We start from the raw sequence: 15,584 nt of genomic DNA on the forward strand, positions 1-15,584 counted from the left end.
GCTTCGGCCGCACCGTTGAGGGATGGCACCGGGTCGAGGCTGAACGGGTCGTCGAAGGCCTGCGAACTGCCCTGGTTGGCGTTGGCGCGTTCGAATGCTCCCGGCAGCGGCTGCTCGAACGGGTTGGGCAGATCGGCCGGACGCGGCCGCCGCGGCTCTTCTTCCGCCCTGGCCGAAAAGAAATCGTCGTTGCCGATGCTCAACGGCGCGCGGGACGCGGGCGGCGACCGTTCGGCGACCGGCTGGGTGGTGGTTGCTGGCGATTGCATGGCTGGCGTCTGCAGGTCGACATACAGTATGTAGTCGCCGAGCCTCAGCCGCATGCCGCTTTGCAGACGCGCCGACCGTCCGGCGCCGAGCGGGCTGTCGGAATCGTTTATGAACAGCCCGCTGCTCGACGTGTCGGTGACGAAATAGCCGTCCTGCCCGCCGGTGATCTTGCAATGGGCGCGCGAGACGAACATGTCCGGATCGTCGATCTGCCAGCCGGCGTCGGCGCTGCGGCCGATCACCAGCTCACCCTCGTCCAGCCGGGTCTGCCTTACCGCCTGGGTGCGTGGCCCTTGCTCCAGCGTAAGCAGCAGACTCATGCCGCGACCCCCGCTATCTCCGGCCGCCATCCGACGATCGTGCGCAGCCGCAGATCGTCAGCATCCCCCCTTTCGGCGGGCCGCGCAAGCCAGGCGGTGCGGGCAAGCTGGACGGTTCCGATGCGCGGCGGCGGCACGGCCTCGCGCGCGAGCACGATGCGCAGGTCGACGTCGAGCGCTTCGCCGAGCATCTCGCGAACCGCCTGCTTGAACAGCGCCAGGCGCCGGCCGCCCGGCAGGAAAGATTTGAAATCCTCCAGGCCGAGCGGACCGACGCGCAGCTCGATCCGGCTCTGGCGGCTGAAAACGCGCGGGCCGATCGTCGCCCCGCGGCCGAGGACCGCGTAGGCCTTGGCAAGCCTGCTCTGCAGCGCGGCCGGCAGCGGTATCCAGGCAGCAATGAACTCCTTGACCTGCACCGGCACCTTGAAGGCTTCGGCCAGGAACAGGGTGAGCCGCTCGGGGCCGTCGACTTGGCTGGCCAGCGAAGCGGCCTGGCGCAGCCTGACGGTGTCGAGCTCGGGGTTCTGGGTGCCGGGAAGGCCAATGCCGGCCATCGCTTCCAGCATTGCACGAACCCGGCCGCCGACGGCCCTTTCGACCTGCACCGCCGGGTGGGCATCCGCCCAGGCCCGGTAGTAGAGCGCAATCATGCGATGCTGCAGAATGTTGGCGAAGTCGACAAAGGTGGTGTCGCTGGTCTGCCTGGCATCGGCGCCGGTGAACCAGCGCTGCGACAGGCGATCGAGCACCCAGCGGGTCAGATGCAGCGGCAGCGGGCCTTCGGGTCCCATCAGGCCAAGATTGGCAACCGTGACCCGCGCCGGCGCGTTGTCGGCTGCTTCCTGGAAGTCCACTACGTCCCTGGCCGAAAAGCTCAGGCGCACATGCTGACCGAGCCTTGCCGGCTCGCGTTCCAAGCGGCCGGAATAGCCGAACAGGCCACCTCTGCGTTCAAGCCGGCGCAGCAGCTCGAAGAAGTCGAACGACTGAGACAAATCTTCGGTCCGGTCCGGTCCGACCTTGTCTAGATCAGGTAGCGATTGCCGGGCGTCATCGGCCATGGCACATCCTCCTGCTTCTGCAGCAGCCGTGTACGGGTCCGCACAAAGCCGTTTATCCCGGCGTGGCGGGCAAACAGCCGCGCAAGCAAGGCCGAAAGCAGCAGCGTGCTTTGCCCCGCAAGCACGGACTGGTCCACATGCAAGGTCACTTCCGTGCCTCTGCCGAAGCACATCGGTCCGTCGATCTGCAGCCGTTCGATGACCGGGCGCGAGTCGATGCGAACGATCGAATGCACGTTGCGGGCAAGGCCTGGATCGCCCCGGTCGGCATAGAGGTCGAGCAAGGCATGGAGCGGATCGATGCCGCGACCCTCCTTGGCGAGGCTGAGAAAGTTGAGCCCGAGCTGGGCGACGAGCCGCCAGGCGAGATTGTCGGCCCTCGATTCACCTTCGGCGCCCGCGGGCAACGCGGCGGGGATCGCCGGCTGCGGCGGCCGCAGCGCGCCGATGAGCCTGACGGCCTCGACCGGATCGGCCGTCTCCAGCGTCAGCGTTGGGGTGTCGTCGAGGATCGGCAGGTCGCGATTGGTGCAAAGCGCCATCACGTCGAGCCGCCTTATGGCCCGGTTCGCCGGGCTTGTGACCGGACGGGAGATCGCCAGGAAGACATCGTCCCCGGTGTAGGAGGTGCGGGTCAGGCCATCGCGCCGCTCATCCTCGGTCGCCCGGCGCGGGCGGCGCTCGGTGGAATAGACCCAGCCGCTGCCGCGGTTTTGCCCGAGGCTAAAGAGCTCGGGTATTTCGGCGTCGCTGCCTTCGCTCTCGGCGTCCTCGACGCGCGTGACCCGGTAGATCTCGAAGTCGCGCGCGCGCGTGCGGTCGGCATGCAGCACTTGCCGCGTCCTGCGGGGGTCGAGCTCGACGACGTTGCACTCGCGCTCGAAGAGATTGATGATCGGGGTGACGAAGAGTTCGAAATCGGCGGGCGTGAGGTCGGCAAGCTCGGGCACCGGGCGCCGGAACATGAAAATGATCTCGAGCCCGCCGTCGCATTTGCGCATGACGGGCTGCAGGCCGGACACCCGCACATAGTGGAAGCGTTCGGGCATCATGAAATATTCGCGCAGCAGGCGGTAGCCTTCGAATGTCGGGCGGGTACGGGGCATCAAGGCTTCGTCGTCGCCGATACCGACCATTTCGGGCTCCGGCAGCGGCGATATCGGATTGGTCTTGCCTTCGGCCCGTGCGCCAACCGCCGAGCAGGCTCCGAAAATGGCGTCGAAAATCAGCGGCGCCTTGGCGCGGCCGGCCAAATAGAGATCAAGCCGATCGAGCGCGAGCTCGTTCAATTTGCCTTTGCCGGTCCGGGTGAATGCCACGCGCAGCGCAGCTTCGCCGGCCACGCCGCCGATCGGCGGGATACCGGCCGCCGCCAGTCCGCTGCGATCCTGGAAATAGCTGACGGAACTGACCGCGATCGGCCACAGCGTGATTTCTTGCGCGGTGGTGTAGGTGCAGCGTGTCGACAGGCCGGGCTGCAGGCTGGAAACCAGCCTGGTGTTGCGCTTGACGACATGCCCCGCAATCATCGACTGGACTTGCTGGCCGGGTTTCAGCACCGCCATCGCGGTCGCGGGCGCCGGTGTGACCAGATCGGGATAGAGGACGTCGAGCACGGCGCGGGTGAAGCGGGAGCGCTCGGCATCGACTTTCAGCCGGGTGCGCGCGGCGAGGAAGGCCACACCGTCGAGCAGGCGCTCGACATAGGGGTCCGGGCACGGCACCGTATCGAGAGAAAGGTTGCGGGCGATCGCCGGATGCATGTCGGCGAATTCCGCCGCCAGCCCGCGGATATGGGTCAGTTCCTCCTCGTAATATTCTACGAAGACCCGATCCATCTCAGCTTTCCCCGAATTCGGTCCGCGCCAGGCCGTTGTCGAGATTGATCGTGGTGCGAAGGCGCAGCCGCTCCGGCGTCGGCGTCATGATCAGCACCGCGTCTATCTCGATCTTCAGACCCACACTTTTGTCGCCAAGAGTGACGGTGACCGTGGTGGCGCTTTCCTTCAGGCGCGGCTCGAACGTGGCGAGCACCGCGCGGATCTCGCGCGCCAGCACGTCGCGGTCGAAGTCGCGCGATGAACGTCCGGAGAAGGAAGGCACGCCGTAGTTGACCACGCTTCGGCGGACTTCCGGAAAATCCGCCAGCGACGGCGGATCGTCCAACGCCTGCTCGCGCTCGAGATCGGAAAACAGCGGAACGGATTCGAAGCGCTCGGTGTTGAACAGGGCCTCGATGTCGCGCCGCACGGCCTCCCTCAGCACGCGCGCCGACACCACCACGCCGCGGCTCTCGATCTCGGCGCGATGCTGGGTCTGGAAGGTCAAACGGTGCAGGCGCCGCTTCTGGTCAGGTGTCAGCTCCGCATCGGCGTCGATGGCCCGCGCGCTACCGGCAAGAAATGTCTCCAGGCGGTCCGCGCCAAGCTCGTCCTGCAGGAGCTGGCGCAGCCCGTCTATCTCGGAGGTCAGCCCGGGCAGGTCGTTGACGAGGCGGTCCCAGAGAGAGGGCTGGACCGCCTCGCGCGTCGCTCGCGAACTGCCAGCAAGCCGCGGCTTGTTCGCGCCGGGCCGCCGGACCTCACTTGCCGACATAGACATCCATTTCGATTTCGTCGTCCTTGTCGTAGACGAATTTGATCTTCTTATAGGCGAAGCTGACTTCCTCCTCGATCAGGTCGGCTTCGTCCTCGGCCTGCTGCATGTCGTATTCCATAATGGAGGCGTCGGTGAGCGTGACGACCAGATAGTCGCTGGTCTCGCCGTCGATGGTCCGCCGCGCGGAAAACACCACCTCGTCGAGAGCCTTGTTCTCGAACAGCGCCTTCTTCAGATAGGGCGAGGACTTGTCGTAGTGCTTGGTGAACTTGATCATCCCCAAGGCCACACGACCGCGGCGCGAGAGCGAATTCGGATCGTATGGCGCGACCATCTTGTAGTCGACGCCATGGATTTCGATCTCGTCCTCGTGGCCGTCTCGCACGCTCGGACCCTTGATATCCGGAACTTTCAGGAATCCATCGATCTTCACAGGCATTGTCTTTCTCCACCGCTCTCAAAACGAAACAAGATCACATTGCTGCAGTTCAACCCTTCACTGACGGGAGTTCTGACACCAGCCGGAGCGAAGCGTTGATGCCCTCCAACTGGTAATGCGGGCGCAGATAGAAGCGGGCGTTGTAGTAGCCCGGCCGGCCCTCCACGCTGTCCACCTGGACCTCGGCCGCGGCAAGCGGACGCTTGGCGCGCGCCTTGTCGTCGGCGAAGGCCGGGTTGGCCAGCACGTAGCGGTTGATCCACTCGGTCAGCCAGATCTGCATGTCCGAGCGTTCCTTGAACGACCCGATCTTGTCGCGCGCGATGGCCTTGAGGTAATGCGCGAAGCGCGACACCGGGAACAGGTAAGGCAGATTGGCGCTCAGGCGTTCGTTCGACTGCGCGTCGGGATCGACCAGTCGCCCGGCACGCGTCTCGTCGTCCTGCAGCGAATGGGCGCCGATGAAGGCCGCGAGGTCGGTGTTCTTCCGGTGCAGGATGGGCATCAGGCCGAGCTTGGCCAGTTCAGCCTCGCGGCGGTCGTCGATGGCGACTTCCGTCGGGCACTTCATCGCGATCGACCCGTCGTCGGTCGGGAAGGCATGCACCGGCAGGTTGAGCACGGTGCCGCCATTCTCGACGCCGCGGATCTGCGTGCCCCAGCCATAGAGCTTGTGGCTGCGGTTGATGTTGACGCCCATCGGGAAGGCGGCGTTCATCCAGACATATTTATTGTGGTCGCCCTCAACCTCCTCCTCGAAGGTGAAGCCCTTCACCGGGACGGTCTCGGTGCCGTAAGGCAGCCGGGCCAGCACGCGCGGCATGGTGAGGCCGATGTAGCGCGCATCCTCGCTCTCGCGCAGCGACTGCCACGAGGCGTAGGCAGGGTTGTTGACGATCATCTGCAGGTCTTGCGGGTTGGGCAGTTCCTGCCAGCTGTCCATACGGAACAGGCGCGGCGAGGCGGCCGCGATGAACGGCGTATGCGCGGAAGCGCAGATGCCCGAGATGTTGCGCAACAGGCCGACGTCGCGCGGATGGTTGGAGAATTCGTAAGCGCCGACGATGCAGCCGATCGGCTCGCCGCCCAGCATCGAATACTCGTCCGTGTAGACCTTCTTGAAGATCGGGCTCTGATCCCACATCTGGCCTTCAAAATCCTCGAGCGTGTCGGCCAGCTGCTCCTTGGAGATGTTCATCACCCGGATCTTGAGGTGCTTGGCATCGGTCTCGGTGTTGTTGATGAGATACCAGAGGCCGCGCCATGTGCCTTCCATCTCGCGCACTTCCGGCGCGTGCAGGATCTCGTTGACCTGCGTGGTCAGCATCTTGTCGATGCCGGCGATCAGCGACTTGATCGACTTGATCGCATTGGACGAGATGGTGGTGGTCTCGGAGCGGGACTGTGCCGCCAGCGCGAGATTGCGGACCAACTGCTGCAGCTTCTCGCTGTCGTCCTTCTTGACCTTGAAATCCTTCTCGAGGAGCCCGCTGAACTCTCCGAGGTCGATGGCTTCCGCCTCGGCGGTGACGGCTGCGGTCTTTTGCTGTTCGGCCATGACTTATTCCCCAACCTTGTCGTCGTCAGATATTGCCTGGCTGGCGATCTTGCTCAGAAGCGGCTCGTTGTTCAGAAGCTGGGCGATGCGCTTCTCCGCGTCGACACGGCCATCCATGAAGCCGAGCAGCTCCTCGAGCTGGCGACGCATCTTGAGGATCTCGGCCAGTTGTGGGACCTGCTCGGCGATCTTGTCCGGCGCGAAATCACCCATCTTGGTGAAGGTGAGATCAAGCGCCAGTTCCTCGTCCTTCTCGGCGCCTTCTGCTTGCGGCAGCGTGTTCTTCACCCGCGCCTTCACGCGTGGCCCCATCGCCTCCATGAACTTGGGGAAGCGGTTGGCGTCGGTCTCGACGAAGGCGCGGTCCAGCAGCGACTTTGAAGCCTCCCTGGTCTGCGAAGCGCCGGAAAGGTCGGCCATCACGCCCATGACGAACGGAAGTTCTATCGTAGTCGGGCTGCCGTAGGTTTCGACGTCGTAGGCGATCTGCACCCGCGGCGCGCGATTTCGTTCGATGACCTTCGCTTTGCTTTCGGCTGGCATGTGTTGCTACCTTTCATCCTTCTGGGCCGTCTTCTTGGCATCGGGAACGCCGGCCAGAAGCCGGAATTCCTTCAGTCCCGACGGGGCGAGATCTTCCATCAGTTCAACAAAATCCATGTGCACCATGCGGCGCACACGGCGGGCGAGATGCGGGATCGGGCTGGACGGCTCGGTGCGGTCATAGAAAGCGACGACCAGGTCGAGGCATTTGACGACGTCGTCGCGCGAGGAAATCCGGTCGGGCAGCCCGGTGCTCTGTTCCGCGTAGCTTGCCACACTTGCCATCGTATCGGCTCCATGACCGTTTCGAGCAGGCACTGCCGGTTCCGCAGTTGAGGGAGATGCTTTGGCCGCGCCATTCGCCACCGTGGCGCCGGCCGAATTCCTTTCCAGCGTGGTCAGCAAACGCTGCAGGAACCGTTTCAAGTCCGGGACGGCAGGGCCGTTGCCTTCGATGCGGGCGTTGAGCGCGGTCTCGACCGCATCGAGAGCGGCGATCGCCGCGCGGGCGTCGGCCAGAAGCGAGGTCATCTCGGCGCCGGCCTGATCGATCTGCGCCGCGCATCCGCTGCGCACCCGGTTCAACAACTGGCTGTGGGCACTTGCAAGCGCTGCCTTTTCGGTCGCATTCAGCCCGGATGCCGCCTCCTGGAGCATGACGCGCTCGTCGAGAGCGCCTTGTTCAAGGTCGCGGCCGCTGATCGGCCCGATCGGGCGCGGCGCGAAAAAGATCATCTGCCGCAGGTTAGCCAGCAGGCCGCCCTGGCCGTTCTGGAGGTCGAGCAGGGCATTTATACGACGCAAGGCAGCGTCGCGCGGCGTCGCAGCGGATCGCAGCGCCGGGTGCAGGGTTTCCCAGTGGGCGTCGAACGTCTGCGCAATCAGGCTCAGGCCCTCGGCCAGTCCGGCCAGCCGGTATTCATTGGCCAGGGCACGCGTGACGATGACGAGAAGGCGCAGATCCCGGCCGCGCGGACGCAATTCCTCGGTCTTGGCAAGCACGGCGGGCCAGTCGATCGGGATGATCGCTTCCGCCGACGGCTTGTTGCGATCGTCATACTCGACTTTGGTCTGCTGTTCGGTCAGGCGCTCCAGCTCATGAAAAGCCGGGTCGTTGCGCAAATCCTCACCTGACGGATTCTCACCGTCGAGAGGATTCAGCCAGAGTGCGAGATCAATCACACCAACCCCCAGGAGCGGCCTTTAGACCTTGCGTGACGTGAGGTTATCACACTGCGTCACTTTATCACAATTCAAGGACTGCTCAAAAACTAACGGAAGCTAAACGCGGCCGTTCTGTCGTCGAAACCCATGGCGTGATTGTCCGGCGCCGTATGTGAAATGCGTCGCATAGGCGGGGGCAATTTCGTGTTTGTTTGCTTGGGGATGCGGGGCTTTCCTTAAAACGGAAGATGGCGGCCGAATCGGGGATCGAGGCGCATCGTCCATCACATGCTTTGTCAACCTGCCGCTTCTATGGCAGGGTATCGGCTGGCTGATTTCGGGAGCACGTTCGATGGAACAGCGCCGGTCATCGCAGAGCTTCAAGCGCAAGGAACTGGTCGCCAAGCTCAATGCCACGGGGGTGCGTGCCTTCAAGGCCGCGGCCGACACGGCCAAGCTGCGCGGCAATCCCTATGTCGAACTCGTCCATTTCATTCAGCAACTGGTGCTGTCGGAGCGCTCGGACGTACAGATGATCGTCGCCGATGCCGGGCTGGATGCCAGCCGGCTGACGGCGGACATGACCCGCGCCATCGACAAGCTGCCCTACGGCGCCACCTCGGTGGAGGAATTCTCCGACCACATCTTCCACGCCATCCAGGAAGGCTGGAACCTGGCGACGCTGGAGTTCGGCGTGGAAGAGGTGCGCAGCTCCCATATCCTGCTTGCCTGCCTGAAGACGCCGGTGCTGGAGGGGCTGGTTTCGAAGATCAGCGCCGAATTCGACCGGATCGATGCGGACGGTGTCATTTCCCGCTTCGCCGATGTCATGGAAGGTTCGCTGGAGGCCGGCGCTGCCCCGGCCACCCCAGCCACGGAGACGCCGATGAAACGCGGCCCCGGCGGGGATTCGGCGCTGGCGAAATATGCCACCGACCTGACCCAGCGCGCCCATGACGGCAAGATCGATCCGGTCGTCGGCCGCGATCCCGAGATCCGGCAGATCGTCGACATCCTGATGCGACGCCGGCAGAACAACCCGATCCTGACCGGCGAGGCCGGGGTCGGCAAGACCGCGGTGGTCGAGGGTTTTGCGCTCCGCATTGCACAAGGCGACGTGCCGCCAACGCTGCAGAATGTCAGCGTGCGCATGCTCGACGTCGGGCTGATGCAGGCCGGTGCCAGCGTCAAGGGCGAGTTCGAGAAGCGGCTGAAGGCGGTGATCGACGAGGTCCAGGCCTCCGAGACGCCGATCATCCTGTTCATCGACGAGGCGCACACGCTGATCGGCGCCGGCGGTGCCGCCGGAACCGGCGATGCCGCAAACCTCTTGAAGCCTGCCCTGGCACGCGGCGAGCTTCGCACCATCGCGGCCACGACCTGGGCCGAATACAAGCAGCATATCGAGAAAGATCCGGCGCTGACCCGTCGCTTCCAGGTGGTCAAGATCGATGAGCCGTCGGAAGTCGTGGCCGTGCTGATGCTGCGTGGCGTCGCCGGCGTCCTGGAACAGCACCACAAGGTGCAGATCCTGGACGAGGCGATCGAGGCGGCGGTTGCCTTGTCGCATCGCTACATTCCGGCGCGGCAACTGCCGGACAAGGCGGTCAGCCTGCTCGACACCGCCTGCGCCCGCGTCGCCGTTTCGCAGCATGCCACGCCGGCCGAGGTCGAGGACATATTGCGTCGCCGCCAGGCGCTCGAAGTCGAGCGCGGCATCATCGGCCGCGAGGCGGCAATCGGCATCGAGGTGGCCGACCGGCAGGCCAAGGTCGAGGCCGGCCTGGCCGAAACCGAAGCCGCTTTGTCCGCCGCCCAGGCACGCTGGGACCGGGAAAAGGCGCTGGTGGCCGAGATCCTAGAGCTGCGCGCACGGCTGCGCGGCGAGGGCGTGCCGCTCGATCCGGTGGACGCCGAGGGCGCTGCCGGCGACGAAACGGCTGCCGCGACGGGAGCAGAGGCGCCCGAGAAGAAGGCAACCGAGGCCACGGCGTCGGAGGCGAAAGCCGCGGAAACCAAGACCTCGAAGACGAAGGCCGCGAAAACGAAGGCAGCCAAGGTCGAGGCGCCCGTTGCCGAGGTCGTCGCCTCGCCACCGGATTCCTCCGCCGACCTGGCGCGGCTGCGCGAATTGATGGCGGAACTTGCCGCGGCGCAGGGCGAGACGCCGCTGATCCTGCCGTCCGTCGACCGCAACGCGGTCGCCGCCGTGGTGCAGGACTGGACCGGCATCCCGACGGGACGGATGCTGTCCAGCCAGACCGAGAAGGCGCTCAAGCTCGCCGCCACGCTTGCCGAGCGCGTGGTCGGCCAGGATCACGCGATGGAGATGATCGCCAGACGCGTGCAGACCAGCCGCGCCGGGCTCGGCGCGCCGGAAAAGCCGGTGGGTGTGTTCCTGCTCTGCGGTCCTTCGGGCGTCGGCAAGACCGAAACCGCGCTGGCGCTCGCCGAGACGCTCTATGGCGGCGAACAGAACCTTATTTCCATCAACATGTCCGAATTCCAGGAAGCGCATACGGTCTCCACCCTGAAGGGCGCTCCTCCCGGCTATGTCGGTTACGGCAAGGGCGGCATCCTGACCGAGGCGGTGCGCCGGAAACCCTATTCGGTGATCCTGCTCGACGAAGTCGAGAAGGCGCATCCGGACGTGCACGAGATCTTCTTCCAGGTCTTCGACAAGGGGATGATGGACGACAGCGAGGGCCGGCGGATCGATTTCAAGAACTCGCTGATCCTGCTCACCTCGAATGTCGGCTCCGAGGTCATCATGGACCGCACGAAGAACGGCACCGTGCGGACCGGGATCGATGACCTCGATACCGCGTTGCGCGGCCCGCTGCTCAAAGTCTTTCCGGCGGCCTTCCTCGGCCGTGTCGTCACCATCCCCTACTACCCGCTCTCGGACTCGATGATCGAGGCGATCGCCCGGCACCAGTTCGGCAAGATCGCGCGCCGGCTGCGGGCGACCAACGATGCCGAGCTGGTGATCGGCGAGGGCGTCATGGATCTGGTCAAGGCGCGCTGCACCGAGATCGAATCCGGCGGACGGATGATCGACGCCATCCTGACCAACACGCTGCTGCCGGAACTGAGCCGTGGCGTCCTGAACCGTTCGCTGGAAGGCGCCAAGATGACGAAAGTGACCGTCGGCGCTTCCGCGGACGGGTTCACCTACTCGTTCGAATAGTCACACCAACGCGCCTGCGGGGCGGCCATCGCCCCCGGTCTGGACGTGACCGGCAAGGCCCTGCTCACCGGCCCGGTCTGGACGGATCGGGAGGCGTTGCATTGGCGCGGCCATCGGTGAGGGCGAAGGCGGATGACAGCACGCCGAATTCCGCCACTTCCCGCACGCAATCCCTAGCCGGCGCTCGCCTTGCCAAGATGCGCGGAAGTCCGTCGAGAGCGTATTGACAACGCCCCGCTGATATGAACATTTGACTTTGTGAGAATAACGATGTTCATGCAGAGGCAAGCGACCTCGGCTGAAATCGGGGGAGTTGGGAGGCCCAGTCACATGTCTGTTCGTGTTGTTTCGGGATTGCACCGGCGTGGACCGATTTCCGCGCGGCCCGGGCAAGATATGGCGTGATTGGTTGAATCAATGCAGGGTCCGCAACGGCCCTGTCCGCGAAGCTAGCATCGTCGTCGGCCCGCAACGGTGCATGATTTTTCTGGCGGGCGTTTGGGAGGATCTGCAATGCCTATTGGAAGTAGGAAGGATGTATCGCGTCGGTCGTTTCTGATGTCGACGGCGGCGGTTGGCGCCTCAGCTGTGGCGGCCGGCGGCGTGTCGCTGTTCAATGTGCGGCGCAGCTTCGCGCAGGAAGCCGCGAACCCCGCCGACATTCTCGCCAAGATCAATGTCGGCGGCTACGTCAAGAAGGAATACCGCGATCTCTACAAGCTCGCCGATGGCGATGAGCTCTGGGATCCCGCGAAGGACTGGATCCGCACCGTCGACTGGGAGAAGGTGCGCAGCGAATTCTCCGGCAAGACGGTCAAGTTCGCCATCGGCGCCGCCGACATGGAGTCGGCCGCGGACGGGCTGAAGCCCTTCGAGCAGCTTTCGGGCATGAAGGTCGAGCTGGTGCCGATCCCGGACGATTCGATGTACGACAAGGTGCTGGCTGAGTTCATCTCCGGCAACGCCAGCTTCGACGCGCTGCAGTTCTTCTCGCCGTGGCTCGGCGACTTCGCCGGCCCGGGCTTCCTTGCCAAGCTCGACGACTATGCCGCGAAGTGGAAGCTGCCGCTCGACGACTTCTACGACACCTATCGCCTGAACTACGGCTATTTCGGCGACCAGGGCCTGTACGGCATCCCGTTCGACTGCGATATCCAGATGGTGCATGTGCGTCCGTCGCTCCTGAAGAAGGTGACGGGCAAGGATGCCGACACCAAGCTGACCGTGCCGACCTATGACGAGATGATCCGGCTTTCGGCGGAGCTCAACAAGGTTGAGAAGGGCGTTGCCGGCGTCGGCCTGATGGGCGCCCGCGGCTTCTGGTCCACCTACACCTGGGAGCACATCGCCGCACAGCACGGCGTCGATTTGTTCAACGATTCCTGGGAGCCGGTCTTCAACAGCGATGCCGGCGTCAAGGCGCTGGAAACCATCCTGGCGCTGAAGGCGTCTTCGGCTGAAGGCGTTGCCGGATGGGGCTGGGGCGAAAACCGCGCCGCCTGGCTCGGCGGCCAGCTCGCCATGAACATCTCCTGGCAGGATTCCGGCACCCAGGCGACACGCCCGGACCAGAGCCGCATCGTCGGCGACGTGCTCACCATCTATGAGCCGCGCGTGCAGATCGAAGGCGTCCGCTTCGCGCCGCCGAACATTGCCGGATCGACCTCCTGCGTGACGGCCACGTCGCAGAACCCGGAGGGCGCCTTCCTGATGCTCGCCTTCCTGACCACAGCATCGATCATGGCGATGAACGAGGCCAACGCCAATGGCGTCGCGCCGGGCTACAAGTCGGTGCTGAAGAACGATAAGCTGCGGTCGGTTTCCCAGCCCGCCGCGGTCTGGGCGGACTCGCTGGACTATGCCTGGTGCGCGCCGCGCATTCCCGGCATGTTCGAGATGGAACAGGCGCTCGGAAACGAGATCAACAAGGCGATCGTCGGCCAGGCGAAGCCGAAGGAGGCGCTGGATGCCGGCGCCAAGGCCTGGAAGGAGATCATGACCAAGAATGGCTTCTTCTCGGACAAGGAACCCTTCAAATACGCCGCCGTGGCTCCGGCGACCTGGGCCGGCAAGGGCAAGACCCCGCCGGTCTGACGATTGAACGATGCTGGCTTGCCGACTGGTCCAGGGAGACTTCACGTAATGCAGGACTCCGCGGTCCAGAACAGTACAGGATGGGCGGCCAAGGCCGCTCATCCCGGCGTCAGGCTCCGACTCCGGAGCCGGTGGCGCCGCAAGGCCTTTCCCTATCTTCTGGTGGCGCCCTCGGTGATCTTCCTGTTGGGGATCACGCTCTATCCCGGCATCTATGCGATCTATCAGGGCTTCTTCCACGTCCGCTTCAACAACTGGACCTTCGCGGGCTTCGACAACTACAGCAAGCTGTTGTCGGATCCCGAATTCTGGCAGGCGCTGTGGAACACCTTTGTCATGGGCGCGATCGCGCTCGCGCTCGAGTGCACGATCGCCATCAGCATCGCGGCCTTCGCCTATCGCGATCCCTGGGTGCGGTCGTGGCGCATCATCTTCCTGATGCCGATGCTGTTCATGCCTTCGGCCGTCGCCTTCATCTGGAAGCTTGCCTTCAACGACGGCCGCGTCGTCAGCGACCTGCTGATGCGGCTGGGGCTGATCGATGGCAACCTGGATTTCCTGGGTTCGGTCTGGCTTGCCCGGCTGACGCTGATCGTCGCCGACGTCTGGCAGTGGACGCCCTTCCTGTTCATCATCTTCGTCGCCGCGCTGCAGGGCCAGGACGCCGAGATGGAGGAGGCGGCGCGGCTGGACGGAGCCAAATGGCGGCAGATCTTCTGGAACATCTCGCTGCCGCTGATGATGCCGATCGTCGTCGTCGCGCTGATCCTGCGCGCCATCGACATCATCACGATGTTCGCCTCGGTCTTCATCATCACCGGCGGGACGCCCGGCGGCGCCACCGAGACGATCAGCTATTTCATCTATCGCATCGGCTTCAAGACCTTCAACTTCGGCTACGCCTCGGCCGTCTCGGTGGTAATGCTGGCAATGACCGTCATCGTCGCGCAGCTGTTCGTGAAACGCTTCTTCCGCTCGGGACGGGAATAGCCCATGGCCGCCAAAGCGAAATCCTCCGAAAGCCTGCTGCTGCGCTACCTGGTGCTTGGCGCTTGGGCGGTGTTCTGCCTGGCCCCGATCCTGTGGTTCCTGTCGATCGGACTGCGGCCGAGGACCGAAATCATCGCCGCCCAGCCGATCTATTGGCCGAGCTTGTCGCTCGATGCCTGGGACATGATCTGGACCGACTGGCCGATGGGCAACTATCTGCGCAATTCGGTCGTGGCGGTCGGCGGCAGCGTCGTAATCGATCTTCTGCTCGCGATCCCGGCCGCCTATTCGCTCGCCCGCTACAACTACCGGTTCCGCGAGGACATCGGCTTCTACATCCTGTCGACCCGCATGATGGCGCCGGCGATCGTCGCCATCCCGATCTTCTTCCTGTTCCGCCAGCTTGGCCTGCTCGACTCGGTCTGGGCGCTGATGCTGGTCTATGCGGCGATCAACCTGTCGCTGGTGACCTGGATCATCCGCTCCTACATGCTCGACATTCCGCATGAGATCGAGGATGCGGCCCGCACCGATGGCGCGTCCGACCTGCGCATCCTGGTGTCGATCATCGTGCCGATGTGCCTGCCGGGCATCATCACCGCGGCGGTGATCGCCGTCATCTTCGCGGTCAACGAGTTCCTCTTCACCTTGCTCATCGCGTCGACCAAGAACGCCTACACGCTGTCCGTGGCGCTGGCCAATTTCACCGGCGGGTCCGACGGCATCATCTACAACGCGATCGCGCTTGTCGCCTTCCTCGCCTTCGTGCCGATCATGCTTCTGGTCGTGCTGATCCAGAAGCACCTGTCGCGAGGCCTGACCATGGGCGCGGTCAAGGGCTGAGATTTCGCGCCGGCCCAAAGGGCTCCGGCGCGGCCAAAGAAAGAACCGGAAAGACGAACATGGCTCAGATTCAGCTCAAGAAGGTAACCAAGGGGTGGGGATCGGTCGTCGGCGTGGACAATGTCGACCTCGATATCCGCGACGAGGAGTTCATGGTCTTCCTCGGGCCGTCGGGCTGCGGCAAGACCACGACGATGCGCATGATCGCCGGCCTCAACGATTTGAGCTCGGGCGAAATCTGGATCGACGGCGAACTGGTCAACGAGTTCGATCCGCGCGACCGCGACGTGGCGATGGTGTTCCAGAGCTACGCGCTCTATCCAAACATGACCGTCTACGAAAACATCCGCTTTCCGCTCAGGATGCGCGGCATCCCGAAGGCCGAGCATGACGCGCGGGTGCGCCGGGCCGCCGACATGGTCGAGCTCGGAGCCTACCTCGACCGCAAGCCGGGCGCGCTGTCGGGCGGACAGCGGCAGCGCGCCCGGCTTGCGGTCGAGGTAGGCTCCGA

General features: G+C 64.4%; 13 protein-coding genes. 5 read left to right on the top strand and 8 right to left on the bottom strand.

Annotated elements, in window-relative coordinates; all coding sequences use genetic code 11:
- The 8 genes from EN780_RS12520 to tssA form a co-directional block, all read right to left on the bottom strand.
- Nucleotides 1–590 (bottom strand): FHA domain-containing protein (locus EN780_RS12520; protein WP_128274027.1); only part of this gene is annotated, 590 nt, incomplete at its 3' end.
- A complete protein-coding gene (tssG, locus tag EN780_RS12525; RefSeq protein ID WP_128274029.1) occupies nucleotides 587–1,654 on the bottom strand; it encodes a type VI secretion system baseplate subunit TssG in 1,068 nt (355 codons plus the stop codon). The genes tssG and EN780_RS12520, both read right to left, overlap by 4 nt.
- Nucleotides 1,618–3,492, bottom strand: coding sequence for a type VI secretion system baseplate subunit TssF (gene tssF / locus EN780_RS12530; protein WP_127285567.1), 1,875 nt, complete (start codon nucleotides 3,490–3,492; stop codon nucleotides 1,618–1,620). The genes tssG and tssF overlap by 37 nt, the downstream gene beginning before the upstream one ends.
- A 1-nt stretch (nucleotide 3,493) precedes the next feature.
- A complete protein-coding gene (gene tssE, locus EN780_RS12535) occupies nucleotides 3,494–4,249 on the bottom strand; it encodes a type VI secretion system baseplate subunit TssE (RefSeq protein WP_127285566.1) in 756 nt (251 codons plus the stop codon).
- Complete coding sequence (locus tag EN780_RS12540; RefSeq protein WP_127285565.1) at nucleotides 4,236–4,691, bottom strand: Hcp family type VI secretion system effector; 456 nt, start codon at nucleotides 4,689–4,691, stop codon at nucleotides 4,236–4,238. The genes tssE and EN780_RS12540 overlap by 14 nt, the downstream gene beginning before the upstream one ends.
- Nucleotides 4,692–4,740: 49 nt before the next feature.
- Entirely contained in the window at nucleotides 4,741–6,249 is a 1,509-nt protein-coding gene (gene tssC / locus EN780_RS12545) for a type VI secretion system contractile sheath large subunit (protein WP_127285564.1), read from the bottom strand.
- A 3-nt stretch (nucleotides 6,250–6,252) separates the two neighbouring features.
- Complete coding sequence (tssB, locus tag EN780_RS12550) at nucleotides 6,253–6,792, bottom strand: type VI secretion system contractile sheath small subunit (protein ID WP_127285563.1); 540 nt, start codon at nucleotides 6,790–6,792, stop codon at nucleotides 6,253–6,255.
- Nucleotides 6,793–6,798: 6 nt separating this feature from the next.
- Nucleotides 6,799–7,974, bottom strand: a complete 1,176-nt coding sequence (gene tssA, locus EN780_RS12555) for a type VI secretion system protein TssA (protein ID WP_128274031.1) — start codon at nucleotides 7,972–7,974, stop codon at nucleotides 6,799–6,801.
- A 334-nt stretch (nucleotides 7,975–8,308) separates the two neighbouring features.
- Here tssA and tssH point away from each other — a divergent pair, with 334 nt between their 5' ends.
- The 5 genes from tssH to EN780_RS12580 form a co-directional block, all read left to right on the top strand.
- Nucleotides 8,309–11,146, top strand: coding sequence for a type VI secretion system ATPase TssH (gene tssH / locus EN780_RS12560; RefSeq protein WP_128274033.1), 2,838 nt, complete (start codon nucleotides 8,309–8,311; stop codon nucleotides 11,144–11,146).
- A gap of 558 nt (nucleotides 11,147–11,704) precedes the next feature.
- Nucleotides 11,705–13,240, top strand: coding sequence for an extracellular solute-binding protein (locus EN780_RS12565; RefSeq protein WP_245499942.1), 1,536 nt, complete (start codon nucleotides 11,705–11,707; stop codon nucleotides 13,238–13,240).
- A gap of 48 nt (nucleotides 13,241–13,288) precedes the next feature.
- Entirely contained in the window at nucleotides 13,289–14,230 is a 942-nt protein-coding gene (locus EN780_RS12570) for a sugar ABC transporter permease (RefSeq protein WP_245499943.1), read from the top strand.
- Between the two features lie 3 nt (nucleotides 14,231–14,233).
- Complete coding sequence (locus EN780_RS12575) at nucleotides 14,234–15,073, top strand: carbohydrate ABC transporter permease (RefSeq protein ID WP_127309206.1); 840 nt, start codon at nucleotides 14,234–14,236, stop codon at nucleotides 15,071–15,073.
- Between the two features lie 59 nt (nucleotides 15,074–15,132).
- On the top strand, nucleotides 15,133–15,584 hold a 452-nt coding region (locus tag EN780_RS12580; RefSeq protein ID WP_133372606.1), incomplete at its 3' end, for an ABC transporter ATP-binding protein.

Origin of the sequence: Mesorhizobium sp. M4B.F.Ca.ET.089.01.1.1 (assembly GCF_004022605.1) — a bacterium.
GTDB lineage: Bacteria > Pseudomonadota > Alphaproteobacteria > Rhizobiales > Rhizobiaceae > Mesorhizobium > Mesorhizobium abyssinicae.

Excerpts from the sequence above, each read along its gene's own strand:
- tssG (WP_128274029.1), bottom strand. The coding sequence starts at position 1,654 with ATGGCCGATGACGCCCGGCAATCGCTACCTGATCTAGACAAGGTCGGA.
- tssF (WP_127285567.1), bottom strand. The coding sequence starts at position 3,492 with ATGGATCGGGTCTTCGTAGAATATTACGAGGAGGAACTGACCCATATC.
- tssE (WP_127285566.1), bottom strand. The coding sequence starts at position 4,249 with ATGTCGGCAAGTGAGGTCCGGCGGCCCGGCGCGAACAAGCCGCGGCTT.
- EN780_RS12540 (WP_127285565.1), bottom strand. The coding sequence starts at position 4,691 with ATGCCTGTGAAGATCGATGGATTCCTGAAAGTTCCGGATATCAAGGGT.
- tssC (WP_127285564.1), bottom strand. The coding sequence starts at position 6,249 with ATGGCCGAACAGCAAAAGACCGCAGCCGTCACCGCCGAGGCGGAAGCC.
- tssB (WP_127285563.1), bottom strand. The coding sequence starts at position 6,792 with ATGCCAGCCGAAAGCAAAGCGAAGGTCATCGAACGAAATCGCGCGCCG.
- tssH (WP_128274033.1), top strand. The coding sequence starts at position 8,309 with ATGGAACAGCGCCGGTCATCGCAGAGCTTCAAGCGCAAGGAACTGGTC.
- EN780_RS12565 (WP_245499942.1), top strand. The coding sequence starts at position 11,705 with ATGTCGACGGCGGCGGTTGGCGCCTCAGCTGTGGCGGCCGGCGGCGTG.
- EN780_RS12570 (WP_245499943.1), top strand. The coding sequence starts at position 13,289 with ATGCAGGACTCCGCGGTCCAGAACAGTACAGGATGGGCGGCCAAGGCC.
- EN780_RS12575 (WP_127309206.1), top strand. The coding sequence starts at position 14,234 with ATGGCCGCCAAAGCGAAATCCTCCGAAAGCCTGCTGCTGCGCTACCTG.